Raw genomic sequence first — 17,153 nt, forward strand, 5'->3', positions numbered from 1 at the left:
CAGAACCGCAAGCGGCCAAGGCGCGCATCGGGGCAGACCCTGCCCATCGGTGTGCGAGAATGCCCCGCAACCCATCCATAGCCAGACCGATGTCCGACGCCGAGCTCAGCCCGCCCGCCAACCCCGCCGCCGAAGCGGCGGCCCCCGCGCGCAAGCGACCGAAACCGGGCGAACGGCGGGTGCAGATCCTGCAGGCGCTGGCGATGATGCTGGAGCAGCCCGGCGCCGAGCGCATCACCACCGCCGCGCTGGCGGCGCGCCTGGAAGTCAGCGAAGCGGCGCTGTACCGCCACTTCGCCAGCAAGGCGCAGATGTTCGAAGGCCTGATCGAGTTCATCGAGCAGAGCGTCTTCACCCTGGTCAACCAGATCCAGGAACGCGACCAGGGCGCCGAAGGCGGCGAGCCCGGCGCCCGCCAGGCGGCCCGCATCGTCACCATGTTGGTCCAGTTCGCCGAGAAGAACCCGGGCATGACCCGCGTGATGGTCGGCGACGCGCTGGTCTTCGAGAACGAGCGCCTGCAGCAGCGCATGAACCAGTTCTTCGACAAGATCGAGTCCACCCTCAAGCAGTGCCTGCGCGGCGCCGAGGACGGCTCGGCCACGCCGACGCTGGACGCGCAGGTGCGCGCCGCCATGCTCACGGCCTTCGTCGTCGGGCGGCTGCAGCGCTTCGCGCGCTCGGGCTTCCGCCGCAGCCCGTCGGAGCACCTCGAGGCCAGCCTCGCCCTGATGCTCTGAATTGCTGAGGATCTCCCTCGCGGGCCAGGATGCGGTCCTGCATCCGGGCGGCTCGCTCTTCCTGCCGGCTTTCCGCGCGCTCCTCGTCGCCGACGCGCATTTCGGCAAGGCCGTCAGCTACCGCAAGCTCGGCGTGCCGGTTCCCGAAGCCACCACGGCGGGCACGCTCGATGCGCTGGACCACGCGCTGGCCGACACCGGCGCGCAGGAGATCGTCTTCCTCGGCGACTTCCTGCATTCGGCGCGCTCGCATGCGAAGGAGCCGCTCGATGCGTTGCACGCCTGGCGCGAGAAGCGCGCCGACCTGCGTTTGACGCTGGTGCGCGGCAACCACGACGCCCGCGCCGGCGACCCGCCGGGCACCTTGCTGGTCCGCGTCGTGGATGAACCCTTCCGGGTCGGACCCTTTGCGCTCTGCCACCACCCCGACCCGGTGCCCGGCGCGTACGTGCTGGCGGGCCACTGGCATCCCTGCGTGCGCGTGAGCGGCCGCGCGTTCGAGCGGCTGCGCCTGCCTTGCTTCTGGCTGGGCGACGACAGCGGCGCGTTGCCGCAGCGCGCGGTCGGCGTGCTGCCGGCTTTCGGCAGCTTCACCGGCATGCACCCCATCGACCCGCAGGCGGGCGACCGAATCTTTCCGGTTGCGGATGGGGTCGTGCGAGCTCTTCCGCCGCTGCCCATCGCCTGAACCGCCGCCGCGTCCATGGTCCGGTCGGGCCATGCGGATGCCCAACGGGGCGGCGCCTTTGCTGTAATGGCGGCAAGGCAAATCAGGGAGAGCAGCCATGAGGTCTTGGCCCACGCGGATCGCAGTCCTCGCGGCGGCGGCCGCCATCGCCGGCTGCGGTGGTGGCGGTGGTAGCGGCGGCGGCCGGCCCGTGGGTTTCTCGTCCGGCACGTCGCAGGATGCGGACACCCTGGCGGTGCTGCTGGTGGTGGAGCTGTTCGACAGCCTGGCCGGCCTGCAACGCATGCTCCTGCTCGAACCGGCGACGGCGCAACTGGTTGCGGGTCCCGCGGGCCTGCCCTCGCAGCACGCCTGCCCGGCGGGCGGCACCATCACGCTGCAGAAGATCAGCAACAACACGGCGAACTTCACCGCCGCCAACTGCCAGCTCAACGCGGCCGATGGGCTGATCTACAGCGGCACCTGGGTGCTGACGCAGACGGCCAGCACCTACCAGGCCAACGGCAGCTGCCCCGTGGCTTTCGCCTGCGCCTGGCAGGGCACGGTGGATGTGTCGGGCGCGCGATTCGGGTATGGCGCCGCTGCGACGCGGCAGGCCATCGGCCGCAACATCGCCGTGACCACGGACGCCATCGGCACGGTGAGCGTGCAGGTCACCGCCAGCGCCGAATCGCTGGTGACGGATGGCGGCACCGGACTGGTGAGCGGCACGCCCGCGCAGGCGTCGCTGGACCTGGGCGCGATCCGCTACACCGTCGGCGGGGTGCCCGCCACGGCGCGCACGGCGCTGGGCGTCACGTCGCCCTTCAGCGCGACCATCACGCTGGACCAGAACGTCACGGCCGCCATCGACCACAGTTTCGACGGCACCGTGGACAAGACGCTGACCCTGCCCTGGTCGGCGTTCCAGAACTAGGCCGCGACGCCCACCTTCGCGCCGGCGGCGCGAATCTCGGCCCAGGTGGTTTCGTCCACGGCCACGCCCGCGCGGCGGCGTGCTTCGCGCGCGGCGCGCTCGGGCTCGCCGGCGATCAGCACGCCTTCCGTCCCCGGCGCGGGCGGGCTGCGCCGCAGCCAGTCGACGAAAGCCAGCGCTTCCTGCTCGAAGGCTTGCGCGGTGCCCAGCTTCGAAGGATCGATCACGACCGCCAGCATGCCGTTGACCACCGTGCGCGCCGCGTCGGGCGTGCGGTGCCAGGTGCCGCTGCCGGTGAGCGCGCCGCCCAGCAGCTCGCACGCGATGGCCATGCCGAAACCCTTGTGCTCGCCGAAAGGCAGCAAAGCGCCGTAGCCGCCCCTGGGCTGCGGCACCACCACCACGCCAGGGTCGGTGGTGGGCGCGCCGTTCTCGTCGATCAGCAGGCCGGGCTCCGCGCTCTTGCCTTCGTTGTGCGCTACGCGCATCTTTCCTTGCGCCACGCGGCTGGTGGCGAAGTCCAGCACGAACGGTTCGCGGCCCGCCAGCGGGATGCCGATGCAGCACGGGTTGGTGCCGAAACGCCCGTCGCCGCCGTGCCAGGGCGCGACCACCGGCCGCGACAGCACGTTGACGAAGTGCATGGACACCAGGCCCTGCGCCACCGCCATCTCGGCGAAGTGGCCGATGCGGCCCAGGTGGTGCGACTGCGACAGCGCCAGCACGCAGGTGCCGAACTGCTTCGCGCGCGCCAGCGCCATCTCCATCGCCTGCTCGCCCACCACCTGGCCGTAGCCGCGGCCGCCGTCGATGGTGAGCAGCGCGCCGCCGTCCATCACCACGTTGATCGACGTGTTGGGCTTGAGCCCGCCCTCCAGCACCGCGTCGACGTAGCGAGGCACCATGCCCACGCCGTGCGAGTCGTGGCCCGACAGGTTGGCCAGCACGAGGTTGGCCGCGACCTTGGCCGCTTCGGTTTCGCTGCTGCCCGCCCCGCGCAGGATGGCGGCGACGCGAGCCTCGAGTTCTTTCGCCTGGATCGTCACGCCGCCCATCACATCACCGCCCCGACCTGCCACGGCACGAACTCGTTCTGCCCGTAGCCGTGTTGCTCGCTCTTGCTGCGCTCGCCCGACGCGGTGGCCAGCACCAGCCGGAAGATGCGCTCGCCCATCTCCTGGATCGACGCCTTGCCGTCGATGATCTCGCCGCAATTGATGTCCATGTCCTCTTCCTGCCGCTGCCAGAGCGCGGTGTTGGTGGCCAGCTTCAGCGAAGGCGAGGGCGCGCAGCCGTAGGCCGAGCCCCGGCCCGTGGTGAAGCAGATCATGTTGGCGCCGCCCGCCACCTGGCCGGTGGCGCTGACCGGGTCGTAGCCCGGCGTGTCCATGTAGACGAAGCCGTGCGCGGTGACGGGTTCGGCGTACTCGTACACCGCCTGCAGGTTGGTGGTGCCGCCCTTGGCCACCGCGCCCAGCGACTTTTCCAGGATGGTGGTGAGGCCGCCCGCCTTGTTGCCCGGCGACGGGTTGTTGTTCATCTCGCCTTCGTTGACTCTGGTGTAGTGCTCCCACCAGCGAATGCGCTCGATGAGCTTCTCGCCCACTTCGCGCTTCACCGCGCGGCGCGTGAGCAGGTGCTCGGCGCCGTAGATCTCGGGCGTCTCCGACAGGATGGCCGTGCCGCCATGCGCCACCAGCAGGTCCACCGCCGCACCCAGCGCGGGGTTGGCGCTGATGCCAGAGTAGCCGTCGGAGCCGCCGCACTGCAGGCCGATGGTGATGTGCTCGGCGCCGCAAGGTTCGCGCTTCACGCGGTTGGCCTGCGGCAGCATCTCCTTGACCAGCGCGATGCCGCGCTCCACCGTCTTGCGCGTGCCGCCGGTGTCCTGGATGTTGAACACGCGCAGCGTCTCGCCTTCGCGCAGGCTGCTGTGCGCCAGCCACGCGTTGATCTGGTTGGCTTCGCAGCCCAGGCCGACGACCAGCACGCCCCAGAAATTGGCGTGCGTGGCGTAGCCGGCCAGCGTGCGTTCCAGGATGCGCATGCCCAGGCCTTCGGTGTCCATGCCGCAGCCGGTGCCGTGCGTGAGGGCGACGACACCGTCCACGTTCGGAAAGTCGGCCAGCGCGCCCGGGTTGGTCTGGCGAGAGAAGTGGTCGGCGATGGCACGCGCTGCCGTCGCGGAGCAATTCACGCTGGAGAGGATGCCGATGTAGTTGCGCGTGGCCACGCGGCCATCGGCGCGGCGGATGCCCTGGAAGGTGGCTTGCCGGCGCGCGGCTTCGGGCTTCGCGTCGGCGCCGAAGGCGTAGTCGCGCTCGAAATCGCCCATCACCAGGTTGTGCGTGTGCACGTGCTCGCCGGGCGCGATGGGCTGGCTGGCGAAGCCGATGATCTGGTTGTAGCGGCGCACCGGCTGGCCGGCGGCGATGGCGCGCGTGGCGACCTTGTGGCCGGGCGGGATGAGGCCGCGTACCTGCACGTTCTCGACGGCGGTGCCGCCCACCAGCTGGGCGCGGGCGATCAGCACGTCGTCTTGCGGATGGAGACGGATGAAGGGCGTCATGGGGCCTCAGGAGGATTGCGCGCGGCGCCAGCTGGCGCTGTAGCGGTTGTAGGCGCGCTTCAGGTGGCGGTGCATGGCTTCGCGCGCGGCGGCGGGGTCGTGCGCGCGGATGGCTTCCAGCACCTGTTCGTGCTCGGCGAGCGCGGCGTTCCAGGAAGCGGGTGTTTCGAAGTGGTCACTCATGCGGTTGAACACGGGACCGGTGCGCGCCTGGTGCCAGTAGCCGACGACCGTGTCGCGCAGCACTTCGTTGCCGCAGGCGTCGGCGATGGCGGCGTGGAAAGCTTCGTCGCCCGCGCGCGGCACCACGCCCGAAGCCGCATCGTCCTGCATGTGGGCCAGCGCCGAAGCGATGGACGCCACCTGCGCCTTGCGCGCGTGCTTCGCGGCCAGCGCGGCGACTTCGCCTTCCACCAGTTCGCGCGCACGCATGAGTTCCAGCGGGCCCCACTCGCCGCCCGCGTTGCCGTGGCCATTGAGGGGGCGCGCGGCGGCAGTTTGAGCCTTCACGTAGATGCCCGAGCCCACGCGCACTTCCACCCAGCCTTCGACTTCCAGCGCGATCAGCGCCTCTCGCACCGAAGGCCGGCTGACCTTCAGCTGCTGCGCCAGGTCGCGCTCCGCCGGCAGGCGGCTGCCGGGCGCGAATTCGCCGCCCGTGATGAGCGCGCGCAACTGGTCGGCGATCTGCCGGTACAGGCGCTGGGACTCGACGGCTTGCAGGGGCATCGGGGCTAGGGGTTACGAGGATTGGCCAAGTGGTCAGGCCAATTATGATGCCTTCGCCGAGCGCGGCCGGACCGGGGCAAACCCGCAATCCGCCGGAGGACGGCGCAACCCGAGGAGCATCCCTTGCGACTGAAGAACAAGACCGCCCTGGTCACCGCCGCCGGCCAGGGCATCGGGTACGCGAGCGCGCTGGCGCTGGCCGCCGAAGGCGCGCAGGTGTGGGCCACCGACGTCAACGCTTCGCTGCTGGAGAAATTCAGGGGCGTCGAGCGCGTGCAGGCCGTGCAGCTGGACGTGCTGGACAAGGACGCCATCCAGAAGGTGGTCGCCGGCATGCCGGCCATCGACGTGCTGTTCAACTGCGCGGGCTACGTGCACAACGGCACCATCCTGCAGGCCACCGACGAAGAATGGAACTTCGCGCTCAACCTGAACGTGCGCGCGCAGTTCTGGGCCATCCAGGCCGCGCTGCCGCGCATGTTGAAGCAGGGCGGCGGCAGCGTCATCAACATGGCCAGCGTGTGCAGCAGCATCAAGGGCCTGCCCAACCGCTTCATCTACGGCACCAGCAAGGCGGCCGTCATCGGACTGACCAAGAGCGTGGCGGCCGACTACGTGGCGGACGGCATCCGCTGCAATGCCATCTGCCCCGGCACGGTGGACACGCCTTCGCTGGCCGATCGCATCAACGCCAACGCCGACCCGCAGGCCGCGCGCAAGGCCTTCATCGCGCGCCAGCCGATGGGACGCCTGGCGCAGGCGCACGAGATCGCGCCCTTGGTGGTGTTCCTCGCCAGCGACGAGTCGGTGTTCGTCACGGGCCAGGCTTACGCGGCCGACGGAGGCATCACGATATGAACCAGCTCGACTTCAACGACCGCCACGCGGTCATCACCGGCGGCGCCACGGGCTTGGGCTATGCCATCGCGGAGCGGCTGATCCAGTCCGGCGGCACCGTGAGCCTGTGGGACCGCGACGAAGCCGGCGCGCGCAAGGCGGCGCAGGCGCTGGGCATGAAGGCGAGCGCGGTCGCGTGCGACGTCGCGGACTTCGCGTCGGTGCAACAGGCGGTGAAGAGCACGCTGCCTTCGTCGCCGCGCATCGACGCGCTGGTGAACTGCGCGGGCATCACCGGCCCCAACACCAAGCTGTGGGACTACCCCGTGGACGCCTGGGCGCAGGTCTTCGCCGTCAACGTCCACGGCACCTTCCATTGCGCGCGCGAGATCGCCACGGTGATGCGCACGCAGGGTTACGGCCGCATCGTCAACATCGCTTCCGTCGCGGGCAAGGATGGCAATCCCAACGCCAGTGCCTACAGCGCCAGCAAGGCTGCGGTGATCGGCCTGACCAAGTCGCTGGGCAAGGAACTCGCGGACGTGGACGTTCGCGTGAACTGCGTGACGCCCGCCGCGGTGAAGACGGCCATCTTCGACCAGATGACGCCCGAGCACATCCAGTTCATGCTGTCCAAGATCCCCATGGGCCGTTTCGGCCTGCCTTCGGAAGTGGCCGCCCTGGTGGCGTGGCTGTGCACCGAGGACTGCTCGTTCTCCACCGGCGCGACGTTCGACCTCTCCGGCGGACGCGCGACGTACTGATCGCTTCGAAACACAAGAAAGGAAAGCACCATGAAACTTGTCCGCTACGGCAATCCCGGAAAAGAAAAGCCCGGCCTTATCGACGCCGAAGGCAAGCTGCGCGACCTGAGCGCCGTGGTCGGCGACATCGGTCCCGCGCAACTGTCGGAAGCCGTGCTGGCCAAGTTGCGCAAGCAGAACCCGGCCAAGCTGCCGCTGGTGCGCGGCAAGCCGCGCATGGGCTGCCCCGTCGCCAACATCGGCAAGTTCATCGCCATCGGCCTGAACTACGCCGACCACGCGGCCGAATCCGGCGTGCCGATCCCCAAGGAGCCGGTGGTGTTCATGAAAGCCACCAGCTGCATCCAGGGGCCGAACGACGACGTCATGCTGCCCAAGGGTTCGGTTAAGACCGATTGGGAAGTGGAACTGGGTGTGGTCATCGGCACCCGCGCGCGCTACGTGTCGAAGAAGGAAGCGCTGAACCACGTCGCCGGCTACGCGGTGGTCAACGACGTCAGCGAGCGCGAGTTCCAGCTGGAGCGCGGCCCGCAGTGGGACAAGGGCAAGGGCTGCGACACCTTCGGCCCCATCGGCCCCTGGCTGGTGACGCGCGACGAGATCGAGAACGTGCAGAAGCTGGAGATGTGGCTGGACGTCAACGGCAAGCGCATGCAGAAGGGCAGCACCAAGACCATGATCTTCGGCGTGGCGCACCTGGTCAGCTACGTCAGCCAGTTCATGACGCTGATGCCCGGCGACGTCATCACCACCGGCACACCGCCCGGCGTGGGCCTGGGCATGAAGCCGCCCCTCTACCTGAAGAAGGGCGACGTCATGGCGCTGGGCATCCAGGGCCTGGGCGAGCAGCAGCAGCGCGTGGTGGCCTTCAAGGCCTGAGCGGAAAGAAAGCCCCATGGACGCCATCAGCCAGCAGCTGGCCCAGTGCTACACCGGCGTCGTGCACGACGTCATGCGCGCCATGGGGCTGCGCGACTTCACCTTCCCCGCGGAGATGCGGCCGCTGATGCCACTGATGCCGGAGAAGCGCCTCGCGGGCCCGGCCTTCACCATCGACGGCAAGGTCGAAGTTTTGAAAGCGGACTCCCTTACGCAGAGGGCGCAGAGGTTGCGCAGAGGACGCGGAGAACTCATTTGATGTCTCTTCTCTGCGCTCTCCGCGAAACCTCTGCGCCCTCTGCGTAAGGGAGTCCGTGTTCTGCTGTGCCATGCCCGCCCGCGGGTTATCCCTGAGCTTACGTTAGACCGCGGCCTCTAAACCCCGGCCGGTCACCTGCCGGGCATCGAATTCCTGCAAAATAGAACGACCGTTCGTTTTGTTTTTGCCGGAATCCTCCATGTCCGTCTCCGAACTCCCCCTCAAGCCGGCCCGGCCTGGCCGGGAGGGCCGCGCCATGCAGAAAGGCCAGCAGACCAAGGCGGCCATCGTCGATGCCGCGCTGGGCCTGGCCACGCAGATCGGGCTGGAAGGCCTGTCGATCGGCGCGCTGGCCGAGGTCACGCAGATGAGCAAGTCGGGCGTCTTCGCCCACTTCGGCTCGCGCGAGGAACTGCAGATCTCGGTCATCCGCGAGTACCACACGCGCTTCGAGGAAGAAGTGTTCTACCCGGCGCTGCGTGCGGAGCGCGGCCTGCCGCGCCTTCGCGCGCTGTTCGCCAACTGGATGAAGCGCACGTCGGTGGAGATCGATTCCGGCTGCATCTACATCAGCGGCGCCGTCGAGTTCGACGACCGGCCCGGCCCCGTGCGCGACGCGCTGGCCAGCTCGGTCATGACCTGGCATGCCGCGATGAAGCGAGCCATCGCCGGCGCGCGCGAGGCAGGCCACCTGCGCGCCGACGTGGACGAGGAGCAGATGCTGTTCGAGATCCACGGCCTGATCCTGGCCCTGCACTACGAAGCCCGTTTCCTGAAGACGCCCGGCGCCATGGACCGCGCCAACGCCGGCTTCGAGAACGTGCTGCGCCGATACGGCGCGGATGGCGCCGTGCGCGCCGTCCGCCCCACCCGAATCACCAAGACCGTCCCCAAGGAGTAACGATGCCCACCTACACCCCGCCGCTGCGCGACATGCAGTTCGTGATGCACGAAGTGCTGAAGGTCACGGACGACTTCAAGCTGATGAAGCAGCACGCCGAGACGGACGTCGACACGATCAATGCGGTGCTCCAGGAAGGCGGCAAGTTTGCCAGCGAGGTGACCTTCCCGCTCAACCGGGTGGGCGACCAGGAAGGCTGCAAGCTCGACACCGCCACGCACGAGGTGAAGACGCCCACCGGCTTCAAGGAGGCCTACCACCAGTACGTGGAAGGCGGCTGGCCCGCTCTGTCGTGCGACCCCGAGTACGGCGGCCAGGGCCTGCCCATCGTGGTGAACCAGGCCTTCTACGAGATGCTGAACTCGGCCAACCAGGCCTGGACCATGTACCCCGGCCTGACGCACGGCGCGTACGAAGCGCTGCATGCGCACGGCACGCCCGAGCAGAAGCGGATGTACCTGCCCAAGCTGACCAGCGGCGAGTGGACCGGCACCATGTGCCTGACCGAGCCGCACTGCGGCACCGACCTGGGCATGCTGCGCACCAAGGCCGAGCCGCAGGCCGACGGCAGCTACAAGCTGACCGGCAACAAGATCTTCATCTCCGCCGGCGAGCACGACTTCGTCTCGAACATCGTGCACCTGGTGCTGGCGCGCCTGCCGGACGCGCCGCAGGGCAGCAAGGGCATCAGCCTGTTCGTGGTGCCCAAGTTCAACGTGAACAAGGACGGCTCCCTGGGCTCGCGCAACGGCATCTGGTGTGGCGGCCTGGAGCACAAGATGGGCATCCACGGCAACGCCACCGCGCAGATCGTGCTGGACGGCGCTATCGGCACCCTGGTGGGCGAACCCAACAAGGGCCTGCAGGCGATGTTCGTGATGATGAACGCCGCGCGCATCGGCGTGGGCATGCAGTCGCTGGGCCTGACCGAAGTGGCCTTCCAGAACGCGCTGGCTTACGCGAAGGACCGCATCCAGATGCGCAGCCTGTCCGGCCCCAAGGCCAAGGACAAGCCGGCCGATCCCATCATTGTGCACCCCGACGTGCGCAAGATGCTGCTGACGGCCAAGGCCTATGCCGAAGGCGGCCGCGCGCTGTCGATGTACTGCGCGTTCCTCATCGACCGTGAGCTGCACCACCCCGACGAGAAGGTGCGCAAGGACTCGGCCGAGATGGTGGCGCTGCTCACGCCCATCGTGAAGGCTTTCATCACGGACAACGGCCACATCGCGACCAACGCCTGCATGCAGGTGTTCGGCGGCCACGGCTTCATCAGCGAATGGGGCATGGAGCAGTTCGTGCGCGACAACCGCATCAACATGATCTACGAAGGCACGAACACCGTGCAGTCGCTGGACCTGCTGGGCCGCAAGGTGCTGGGCAACCAGGGCGCCACGCTGAAGAAGTTCGGCAAGCTGGTCGCGCAGCTGGTGGAAGAAGAGGGCGTGAACGAGAAGATGGCCGAGTTCATCAACCCGATCGCGATGCTGGGCGACCAGATGACCAAGTTCACCACCGAGCTGGGCTTCAAGGCTTTCCAGAACCCCGACGAAGTGGGCGGCGCCTCGGTGGACTACCTGCGCGTGGCGGGCCACCTGGTGTTCGGCTACTTCTGGGCCCGCATGGCGCAAGTCGCCCTGCGCGAGATCGAAGCCGGCAACACCGACCCGTTCTACCAGGCCAAGCTGCAGACGGCGCGCTTCTATTTCGCGCGCCTATTCCCCGAAACGCTGTCGCTGATGCGCACCGCTCGCGCCGGGGTGAAGAACCTGCTGGACACCAACGAGGCGCTGGCGTGAAGCGCGCGATCGCCTTCTGTGCGGCGCTGACGGCCGCAACCGCTTTCGCCCAGATGACTCCCGTCGGCACCTGGCGCAACGTGGACGACAAGACCGGCGAAGCCAAGGCCGAGATCCGCATCACCGAAACGGCCGGGGTGGTGAACGGCAACATCGTCAAGCGCCTGGTGAAGGGCGCCAAGGCCGACGCCGTTTGCGAAGAGTGCAACGACGACCGCAAGGGCAAGCCCATGGAAGGGCTGGAGATCATCCGCGGCGCGAAGAAGGCCGCGGGCAAGGACGTGTGGGAAGACGGGAAGATCCTCGACCCCGAGAGCGGGCGTGAATACACGCTGCGGATGACGCCCATCGAAGGCGGCAAGCGCCTCGAGGTGCGCGGCGCCATCGGCCCGTTCGGCCGCACCCAGACCTGGGTGCGGGTGCAGTGACCAGATTCCAGGAGTGACGGTGTACCAGGACCACGATGCGCGCGCCGCGGGCGCCGCGAACGCAGAAGGGCGCGAAGCCATGAGCCGATTCCAGGTGAAGAAGGTGGCCGTTCTTGGCGCCGGCGTGATGGGCGCGCAGATCGCCGCCCACCTCGTGAACGTGAAGGTGCCGGTCGTGCTGTTCGACCTTCCCGCGAAGGAAGGCCCGAAGAGCGGCATCGTCACCAAGGCGATCGACGGGCTGAAGAAGCTGAAGCCTTCCCCGCTCGGCGTGGCCGACGACGCCGCGCTGATCCAGGCCGCCAACTACGAAGAGCACATGGCGCTGCTGGGCGAATGCGACCTGGTCATCGAGGCCATCGCCGAGCGCATGGACTGGAAGCTCGATCTCTACAAGAAGATCGCGCCTTTCGTGGCGCCGCACGCGATCGTCGCGTCGAACACCTCGGGGCTGTCGATCACCAAGCTGTCGGAAGCGCTGCCGCAGGCCATCAAGCCGCGCTTCTGCGGCATCCACTTCTTCAACCCGCCGCGGTACATGTACCTGGTGGAGCTGATCGCCACGCCGGCGACGCAGCCGCACATCCTGGACGACCTGGAAGCCTTCGTCACCACCGGCCTGGGCAAGGGCGTGGTGCGCGCCAAGGACACGCCCAACTTCATCGCCAACCGCGTGGGCATCGCCGGCATGCTGGCCACCATGCGCGAGGTGGAGAAGTTCGGCCTGACGTACGACGTGGTGGACGACCTCACCGGCAAGAAGCTGGGCCGCGCGTCCAGCGGCACCTTCCGCACCGCGGACGTCGTGGGCCTGGACACGATGGCGCACGTCATCAAGACGCTGCAGGACAACCTCAACGCGGACACCGACCCGTTCTACGGCAGCTTCGGCACGCCCGACGTGCTGAAGAAGCTGCTGGACATGGGCAACCTGGGCCAGAAGACCAAGGCGGGCTTCTACAAGAAGGCGGGCCGCGACGTGCTGCGCTTCGACGCGGCGCGCGGCGACTACGTGCCCGGCGGCGAGAAGGCCGACGAGGTGTACGGCCGCATGCTGAAGAAGCCGGCCGGCGAGCGCCTGAAATTGCTGCGCGACAGCCAGGGGCCGCAGGGCCAGTTCCTGTGGGCGATCCTGCGCAACAGCTTCCACTACGCGGCGGTGCATCTGGCGTCCATCGCGGAGACGGCGCGTGACGTGGACTTCGCCATGCGCTGGGGCTTCGGCATGAAGCAGGGCCCGTTCGAGCTGTGGCAGGAAGCGGGCTGGCTGCAGGTGGCGCAGTGGATCCAGGAAGACATCGATGCCGGCAAGGCGCTGTCGAAGGCGCCGCTGCCCGATTGGGTGTTCAAGGGCCCGGTGGCCGAAGCCGGCGGCGTGCACACGCCCGAAGGTTCGTGGAACCCGGCGGCGAAGAAGTTCGAGCCGCGCCGCCTGCTGCCCGTGCACCGGCGCCAGTACTTCCCCGAGAACGTGCTGGGCAGCGGCGCGCAAGCCTGGGAAACCGCCGGCCGCACGCTGCACGAGGACGCGAACATCCGCCTGTGGACGCTGGACGAGGAAGTGCTCATCGCCAGCATCAAGACCAAGATGCATGCCATCAGCCCCGAGCTGTGCGAAGGCCTGCAGCAGGCGGTGGAAACGGCGGAGAAGCAGTTCCAGGGCCTGGTGGTCTGGTCGGGCGACGAGCCGTTCTCGGTCGGCGCCGACCTGCAGGCGCTGCTGCCCGCGTTCATCGCGGTCGGCGTGGTGGCGGTGGAAGACGCCGAGGCCTTCATGCAGCAGACCATGCTGCGCCTGCGCCATGCGTCGGTGCCGGTGGTCTCCGCCATCCGCGGCATGGCGCTGGGCGGCGGCTGCGAGCTGGCCGTGTATTCGCAGCGCCGCGTGGTGGCGGTGGAAAGCTACATCGGCCTGGTGGAAGTGGGCGTGGGCCTGGTGCCCGGCGCCGGCGGCCTGACCTACATCGCGCGCCGCGCCGCGGAAGCGATGGAAAAGAGCACGCACAAGGACCTGCTGCCTTTCCTCACCGAAGGCTTCACCGCCGCGGCGATGGCGAAGGTGGGCACCAGCGCGCTGGAATCGCGCAAGCTGGGCTACCTGCTGGACAGCGACGTCATCGTGCCGAACAAGGACGAGCTGCTGTACGTGGCCGTCGCCGAAGCGAAGGCGATGGCGAACTCGGGCTGGCGCGCGCCGCTCAAGCGCCAGTTCCCGGTGGCCGGCCGCAGCGGCAAGGCGACCATCCAGGGGCAGCTGGTGAACATGCGCGACGGCGGATTCATCAGCGCGTACGACTTCCACATCGCGAGTCTGATCGCCAATGTCGTTTGCGGCGGTGATGTCGACCCGGGCACGCTGGTGACCGAGGAGTACCTGATGACGCTGGAGCGGCAGGCCTTCTGCGAACTGGTGCAGCACCCGAAGACGCAGGAGCGGATTCTGGGGATGCTGGGGACGGGGAAGCCGGTCCGCAACTGACCTTCCCTGCTCCCTCCCCCTCTGGGGGAGGGCTGGGGTGGGGGCGAGATGCAACACCAATCCACATCAGCGGCACAACGCAACTCCCGCGTCCTCCGGCGCGAGAAGGCGTGCTGACCGTGATCTCGGACCACATCCAAAGGGCGGGGCGTGCCCCCACCCCAACCCTCCCCCAAAGGGGGAGGGAGTAAGAGAAAGACAGGAGTCACCATGAAACAAATCCAGGACGCCTACGTCGTCGCCGCCACCCGCACGCCCATCGGGCGGTCCCACCGCGGCTATTTCCGCCACACGCGCCCCGACGACCTTCTCGCCACCGCGCTGCGGGCCGCGCTCGCGCAAGTCCCGGGGCTGGACCCCAAAGCCATCGAGGACGTCATTTGCGGCTGCGCCATCCCCGAGGCGCAGCAAGGCCTGAACGTCGCGCGCATCGGCGCGGTGCTGGCGGGCCTGCCCAAGAGCGTGGGCGGCGTCACGGTCAACCGCTTCTGCGCTTCCGGCCTGTCCGCCGTGCAGATGGCCGCCGACCGCATCCGCGTGGGCGAAGCCGACGTGATGATCGCCGCCGGTACCGAGAGCATGAGCATGGTGCCGATGATGGGCAACTCGCCCTCGCTGTCGCCCACCATCTTCTCCAACCCGGACGACATCGAAAGCTACGGCATCGCCTACGGAATGGGCCTGACGGCCGAGAAGGTGGCGCAGCAGTGGAAGGTCTCGCGCGAAGCGCAGGACCAGTTCGCCTATCAGTCGCACATGAAGGCCATCGCCGCGATGAAGGCGGGCGAGTTCGCGAGCGAGATCACGCCGGTGGAAGTGGCCGACCGCTCGGTGGACCTGGACTCGGCCGAGGTCAGCATCGCGAAGCGCACGGTGAGCCTGGACGAAGGCGCGCGGCCCGACACCACACCCGAAGGCCTGGCCAAGCTGCGCACCGTGTTCGCCGCGCGCGGCTCGGTGACGGCGGGCAACAGCTCGCAGACGTCCGACGGCGCTGGCGCGCTCATCCTGGTGAGCGAAGCCGCGCTCAAGCGCTACAACCTCACGCCGCTGGCGCGCTTCGTCAGCTACGCCAGCCGCGGCGTGCCGCCGCACATCATGGGCATCGGCCCGGTGGAAGCCATCCCCGCCGCGCTGAAGTCGGCCGGGCTGAAGCACGAAGACATCGGCTGGATCGAGCTCAACGAGGCGTTCGCCGCGCAATCGCTGGCGGTGATCAGCACGCTGGGCCTGAACCCCGCGAAGGTCAACCCCATGGGCGGCGCCATCGCGCTGGGCCACCCGCTGGGCGCCACCGGCGCTATCCGATCGGCGACAGTCGTGCACGCGCTGCGGCGCAAGAATCTGAAGTACGGCATGGTGACCATGTGCGTCGGCATGGGCCAGGGGGCCGCCGGCATCTTCGAGCGCGTCTGACGCGCTTCGCGACACAAGGCCACGAAAGCGTGGCCTTTTTCTTTGGCACACCGGCCACCACGACGAGGAGCACGAGCGATGCGACAGCAAACCCTGCGGACGCCCGGCGGCGCGGACGTCGTCCTGCGCTGCTGGGAGCCCGAGCGTGTCATCCACGGCAACGTGGTCATCGGCGGCGCGATGGGCGTGCGCCAGGACTACTACGCGCCTTTCGCGCAGTGGCTGTCGCGGCAAGGCTGGCGCGTCACGACCTTCGACTACCGCGGCAGCGGTGCGTCGATGCCCGCCGGCCGCAGCCTGCGCGAAGTGGACGCCGACCTCTTCGACTGGGCGCGCGATTACGAAGCCGTCATCGACCACGCGCACGCCGCGCTGCCCGACGCGCCGCTGCACCTGGTGGGCCACAGCCTGGGCGCGCAGCTGCCTGGCCTGCTGGGCAACCAGGAGAAGGTCGCCGGCATGCTGAGCGTGGCCGCAGGCAGCGGCTACTGGCGCGAGAACGCGCCGCGCCTGAAGCGCACCATCTGGTACTTCTGGTGGGTGCTGGTGCCGCTGGCCACGCGGCTGTGGGGCTACTTTCCCGGCCGCAAGCTGCGCAAGGTGGGCGACCTGCCCAAGGGCGTGATCCTGCAGTGGCGCAAGTGGTGCCTGAACCCGGAGTACAGCGTCGGCGCGGAAGGCGAAGCCGTGCGCAGGCAATACGCCAGCGTTCGTTTCCCGGTGCTGGCCCTGTCCATCACCGACGACGAACTGATGACGCTGCGCGGCACGCACAGCCTGGTGAACCTGTACGAGAACGCGCAGCGCCACATCGAACGCGTGGCGCCGGCCGACCTGGCGGTGCGCCGCATCGGCCACTTCGGCCCTTTCCGCGCCGAGCATGAAACGCGCATGTGGCCGCGCATGGCCGGCTGGCTGGCTGGCCTCACGCCGGAGGCGGCCTGACATGCACGTGCTCGACGAAGCCATCGCGCTGCAGCCCGCGGGCGAGAACCTGTTGAGCGGCCGCACGCATCCCGAGTACGCCAACTTCATCGGCCCGTACGGCGGCGTCACGGCGGCGCAGATGGTGCAGGCGGTGATGGTGCATCCGCAGCGCCTGGGCGACCCGGTGGCTTTCACGGTGAACTTCGCCGCCGCCGTGGCGGATGGCGAGTTCACCATCGAAGCCATCCCGGCGCGCACCAACCGGTCCACGCAGCACTGGATGCTGCGCATGCTGCAGGGCGGCCAGGCCGTGAGCACCGCCACGGCGATGACGGCCCTGCGACGCCCGACGTGGGGCACCACCGAAGCGGCGATGCCCGCCGTGCCGCGTCCGCACGAGCTGCCCGCCGAACCGATGCGCCCGGTGCGCTGGATCCGCCACTACGACCGCCGCATCGTCGAGGGCGACGCGCCGCACGAGTGGAAGGGCCAGGACGCCGGCGCCAGCCGCACGCGGCTGTGGCTGCGCGACCAGCCCGGGCGCACGCTGGACTTCCCTTCGCTCACCGCCATCGCCGACACCTTCTTCCCGCGCCTCTGGCTGCGCCGCGCGCAGCAAACCCCGCTGGGCACGGTGAGCATGACGGTCTACTACCATGCGGACAGCGCGGTGCTGGCGGCCACGGGTACTGGCTACGTGCTGGCGCAGGCGCAAGGCCAGGGCTTTCGCGACGGCTACCTCGACCACACCGGGCTGCTGTGGAACGAGGCCGGCGAGCTGCTGGCCACGACCCACCAGCTCATGTACTACAAGGAATGATG

17 protein-coding genes are annotated in these 17,153 nt (G+C 68.7%); 14 read left to right on the plus strand and 3 right to left on the minus strand.

All coding sequences use genetic code 11. The features are described from left to right. Window positions 1–89 precede the first annotated feature (89 nt). The 3 genes from slmA to EZ216_RS09430 all read left to right on the plus strand — a co-directional run bounded on the left by slmA (window position 90) and on the right by EZ216_RS09430 (window position 2,344). On the plus strand, window positions 90–740 hold the full coding sequence (gene slmA / locus EZ216_RS09420; protein ID WP_135249484.1) for a nucleoid occlusion factor SlmA: 651 nt from the start codon (window positions 90–92) through the stop codon (window positions 738–740). Window position 741: 1 nt separating this feature from the next. Continuing rightward, on the plus strand, window positions 742–1,428 hold the full coding sequence (pdeM, locus tag EZ216_RS09425; protein ID WP_135249485.1) for a ligase-associated DNA damage response endonuclease PdeM: 687 nt from the start codon (window positions 742–744) through the stop codon (window positions 1,426–1,428). Window positions 1,429–1,525: 97 nt separating this feature from the next. Continuing rightward, a complete protein-coding gene (locus EZ216_RS09430; protein WP_135249486.1) occupies window positions 1,526–2,344 on the plus strand; it encodes a hypothetical protein in 819 nt (272 codons plus the stop codon). Here EZ216_RS09430 and EZ216_RS09435 read toward each other — a convergent pair. Genes EZ216_RS09435 through EZ216_RS09445 form a run of 3 tightly spaced genes read right to left on the minus strand, consistent with a single transcriptional unit; the run spans window position 2,341 to window position 5,642 of the window. Beyond that, window positions 2,341–3,399, minus strand: coding sequence for a malate/lactate/ureidoglycolate dehydrogenase (locus EZ216_RS09435; RefSeq protein ID WP_135249792.1), 1,059 nt, complete (start codon window positions 3,397–3,399; stop codon window positions 2,341–2,343). The two genes, EZ216_RS09430 and EZ216_RS09435, sit on opposite strands and share 4 nt — an antisense overlap. Then, window positions 3,399–4,913 (minus strand): UxaA family hydrolase, encoded by a 1,515-nt coding sequence (locus EZ216_RS09440; RefSeq protein ID WP_135249487.1) that lies wholly within the window; start codon window positions 4,911–4,913, stop codon window positions 3,399–3,401. Before EZ216_RS09440 ends, EZ216_RS09435 begins: the two co-directional genes overlap by 1 nt. A 6-nt stretch (window positions 4,914–4,919) precedes the next feature. After that, window positions 4,920–5,642 (minus strand): FadR/GntR family transcriptional regulator, encoded by a 723-nt coding sequence (locus EZ216_RS09445; RefSeq protein WP_135249488.1) that lies wholly within the window; start codon window positions 5,640–5,642, stop codon window positions 4,920–4,922. A 123-nt stretch (window positions 5,643–5,765) separates the two neighbouring features. Between EZ216_RS09445 and EZ216_RS09450 the strand changes: the two genes are divergently transcribed. From EZ216_RS09450 to EZ216_RS09500, 11 genes are all read left to right on the plus strand, one after another. Further along, window positions 5,766–6,500: an SDR family oxidoreductase gene (locus EZ216_RS09450; protein WP_135249489.1), complete on the plus strand. Its 735-nt coding sequence runs from the start codon at window positions 5,766–5,768 to the stop codon at window positions 6,498–6,500. Continuing rightward, window positions 6,497–7,243, plus strand: a complete 747-nt coding sequence (locus EZ216_RS09455; protein ID WP_135249490.1) for an SDR family NAD(P)-dependent oxidoreductase — start codon at window positions 6,497–6,499, stop codon at window positions 7,241–7,243. Before EZ216_RS09450 ends, EZ216_RS09455 begins: the two co-directional genes overlap by 4 nt. A gap of 30 nt (window positions 7,244–7,273) precedes the next feature. Continuing rightward, window positions 7,274–8,122: a fumarylacetoacetate hydrolase family protein gene (locus EZ216_RS09460; protein ID WP_135249491.1), complete on the plus strand. Its 849-nt coding sequence runs from the start codon at window positions 7,274–7,276 to the stop codon at window positions 8,120–8,122. A gap of 16 nt (window positions 8,123–8,138) precedes the next feature. Next, a complete protein-coding gene (locus EZ216_RS09465) occupies window positions 8,139–8,381 on the plus strand; it encodes an RraA family protein (RefSeq protein WP_205959648.1) in 243 nt (80 codons plus the stop codon). 199 nt (window positions 8,382–8,580) lie between these two features. After that, a complete protein-coding gene (locus tag EZ216_RS09470) occupies window positions 8,581–9,282 on the plus strand; it encodes a TetR/AcrR family transcriptional regulator (protein WP_135249492.1) in 702 nt (233 codons plus the stop codon). Between the two features lie 2 nt (window positions 9,283–9,284). After that, window positions 9,285–11,081 carry an acyl-CoA dehydrogenase C-terminal domain-containing protein gene (locus tag EZ216_RS09475; RefSeq protein ID WP_135249493.1) on the plus strand — a complete coding sequence of 599 codons (1,797 nt, stop codon included), beginning with the start codon at window positions 9,285–9,287 and terminating at the stop codon, window positions 11,079–11,081. A gap of 53 nt (window positions 11,082–11,134) precedes the next feature. Further along, window positions 11,135–11,509, plus strand: a complete 375-nt coding sequence (locus EZ216_RS09480) for a DUF2147 domain-containing protein (RefSeq protein WP_135249793.1) — start codon at window positions 11,135–11,137, stop codon at window positions 11,507–11,509. 79 nt (window positions 11,510–11,588) lie between these two features. Then, window positions 11,589–13,988, plus strand: a complete 2,400-nt coding sequence (locus EZ216_RS09485; RefSeq protein WP_135249494.1) for a 3-hydroxyacyl-CoA dehydrogenase/enoyl-CoA hydratase family protein — start codon at window positions 11,589–11,591, stop codon at window positions 13,986–13,988. Window positions 13,989–14,198: 210 nt separating this feature from the next. After that, window positions 14,199–15,404 carry an acetyl-CoA C-acyltransferase gene (locus EZ216_RS09490; protein ID WP_135249495.1) on the plus strand — a complete coding sequence of 402 codons (1,206 nt, stop codon included), beginning with the start codon at window positions 14,199–14,201 and terminating at the stop codon, window positions 15,402–15,404. Window positions 15,405–15,482: 78 nt separating this feature from the next. Further along, a complete protein-coding gene (locus EZ216_RS09495) occupies window positions 15,483–16,349 on the plus strand; it encodes an alpha/beta hydrolase family protein (RefSeq protein ID WP_135249496.1) in 867 nt (288 codons plus the stop codon). Window position 16,350: 1 nt separating this feature from the next. After that, window positions 16,351–17,151: an acyl-CoA thioesterase gene (locus tag EZ216_RS09500; RefSeq protein ID WP_135249497.1), complete on the plus strand. Its 801-nt coding sequence runs from the start codon at window positions 16,351–16,353 to the stop codon at window positions 17,149–17,151. The last annotated feature ends 2 nt before the right edge of the window (window positions 17,152–17,153 follow it).

The sequence above is a fragment of the Ramlibacter humi genome, assembly GCF_004681975.1.
Lineage (GTDB): Bacteria > Pseudomonadota > Gammaproteobacteria > Burkholderiales > Burkholderiaceae_C > Ramlibacter > Ramlibacter humi.

What these genes read in the sequence shown, in the direction of transcription:
- slmA (WP_135249484.1), top strand. Translation starts at nt 90, where the DNA reads ATGTCCGACGCCGAGCTCAGCCCGCCCGCCAACCCCGCCGCCGAAGCG.
- EZ216_RS09430 (WP_135249486.1), top strand. Translation starts at nt 1,526, where the DNA reads ATGAGGTCTTGGCCCACGCGGATCGCAGTCCTCGCGGCGGCGGCCGCC.
- EZ216_RS09435 (WP_135249792.1), bottom strand. Translation starts at nt 3,399, where the DNA reads ATGGGCGGCGTGACGATCCAGGCGAAAGAACTCGAGGCTCGCGTCGCC.
- EZ216_RS09440 (WP_135249487.1), bottom strand. Translation starts at nt 4,913, where the DNA reads ATGACGCCCTTCATCCGTCTCCATCCGCAAGACGACGTGCTGATCGCC.
- EZ216_RS09445 (WP_135249488.1), bottom strand. Translation starts at nt 5,642, where the DNA reads ATGCCCCTGCAAGCCGTCGAGTCCCAGCGCCTGTACCGGCAGATCGCC.
- EZ216_RS09455 (WP_135249490.1), top strand. Translation starts at nt 6,497, where the DNA reads ATGAACCAGCTCGACTTCAACGACCGCCACGCGGTCATCACCGGCGGC.
- EZ216_RS09460 (WP_135249491.1), top strand. Translation starts at nt 7,274, where the DNA reads ATGAAACTTGTCCGCTACGGCAATCCCGGAAAAGAAAAGCCCGGCCTT.
- EZ216_RS09465 (WP_205959648.1), top strand. Translation starts at nt 8,139, where the DNA reads ATGGACGCCATCAGCCAGCAGCTGGCCCAGTGCTACACCGGCGTCGTG.
- EZ216_RS09470 (WP_135249492.1), top strand. Translation starts at nt 8,581, where the DNA reads ATGTCCGTCTCCGAACTCCCCCTCAAGCCGGCCCGGCCTGGCCGGGAG.
- EZ216_RS09475 (WP_135249493.1), top strand. Translation starts at nt 9,285, where the DNA reads ATGCCCACCTACACCCCGCCGCTGCGCGACATGCAGTTCGTGATGCAC.
- EZ216_RS09480 (WP_135249793.1), top strand. Translation starts at nt 11,135, where the DNA reads ATGACTCCCGTCGGCACCTGGCGCAACGTGGACGACAAGACCGGCGAA.
- EZ216_RS09485 (WP_135249494.1), top strand. Translation starts at nt 11,589, where the DNA reads ATGAGCCGATTCCAGGTGAAGAAGGTGGCCGTTCTTGGCGCCGGCGTG.
- EZ216_RS09490 (WP_135249495.1), top strand. Translation starts at nt 14,199, where the DNA reads ATGAAACAAATCCAGGACGCCTACGTCGTCGCCGCCACCCGCACGCCC.
- EZ216_RS09495 (WP_135249496.1), top strand. Translation starts at nt 15,483, where the DNA reads ATGCGACAGCAAACCCTGCGGACGCCCGGCGGCGCGGACGTCGTCCTG.
- EZ216_RS09500 (WP_135249497.1), top strand. Translation starts at nt 16,351, where the DNA reads ATGCACGTGCTCGACGAAGCCATCGCGCTGCAGCCCGCGGGCGAGAAC.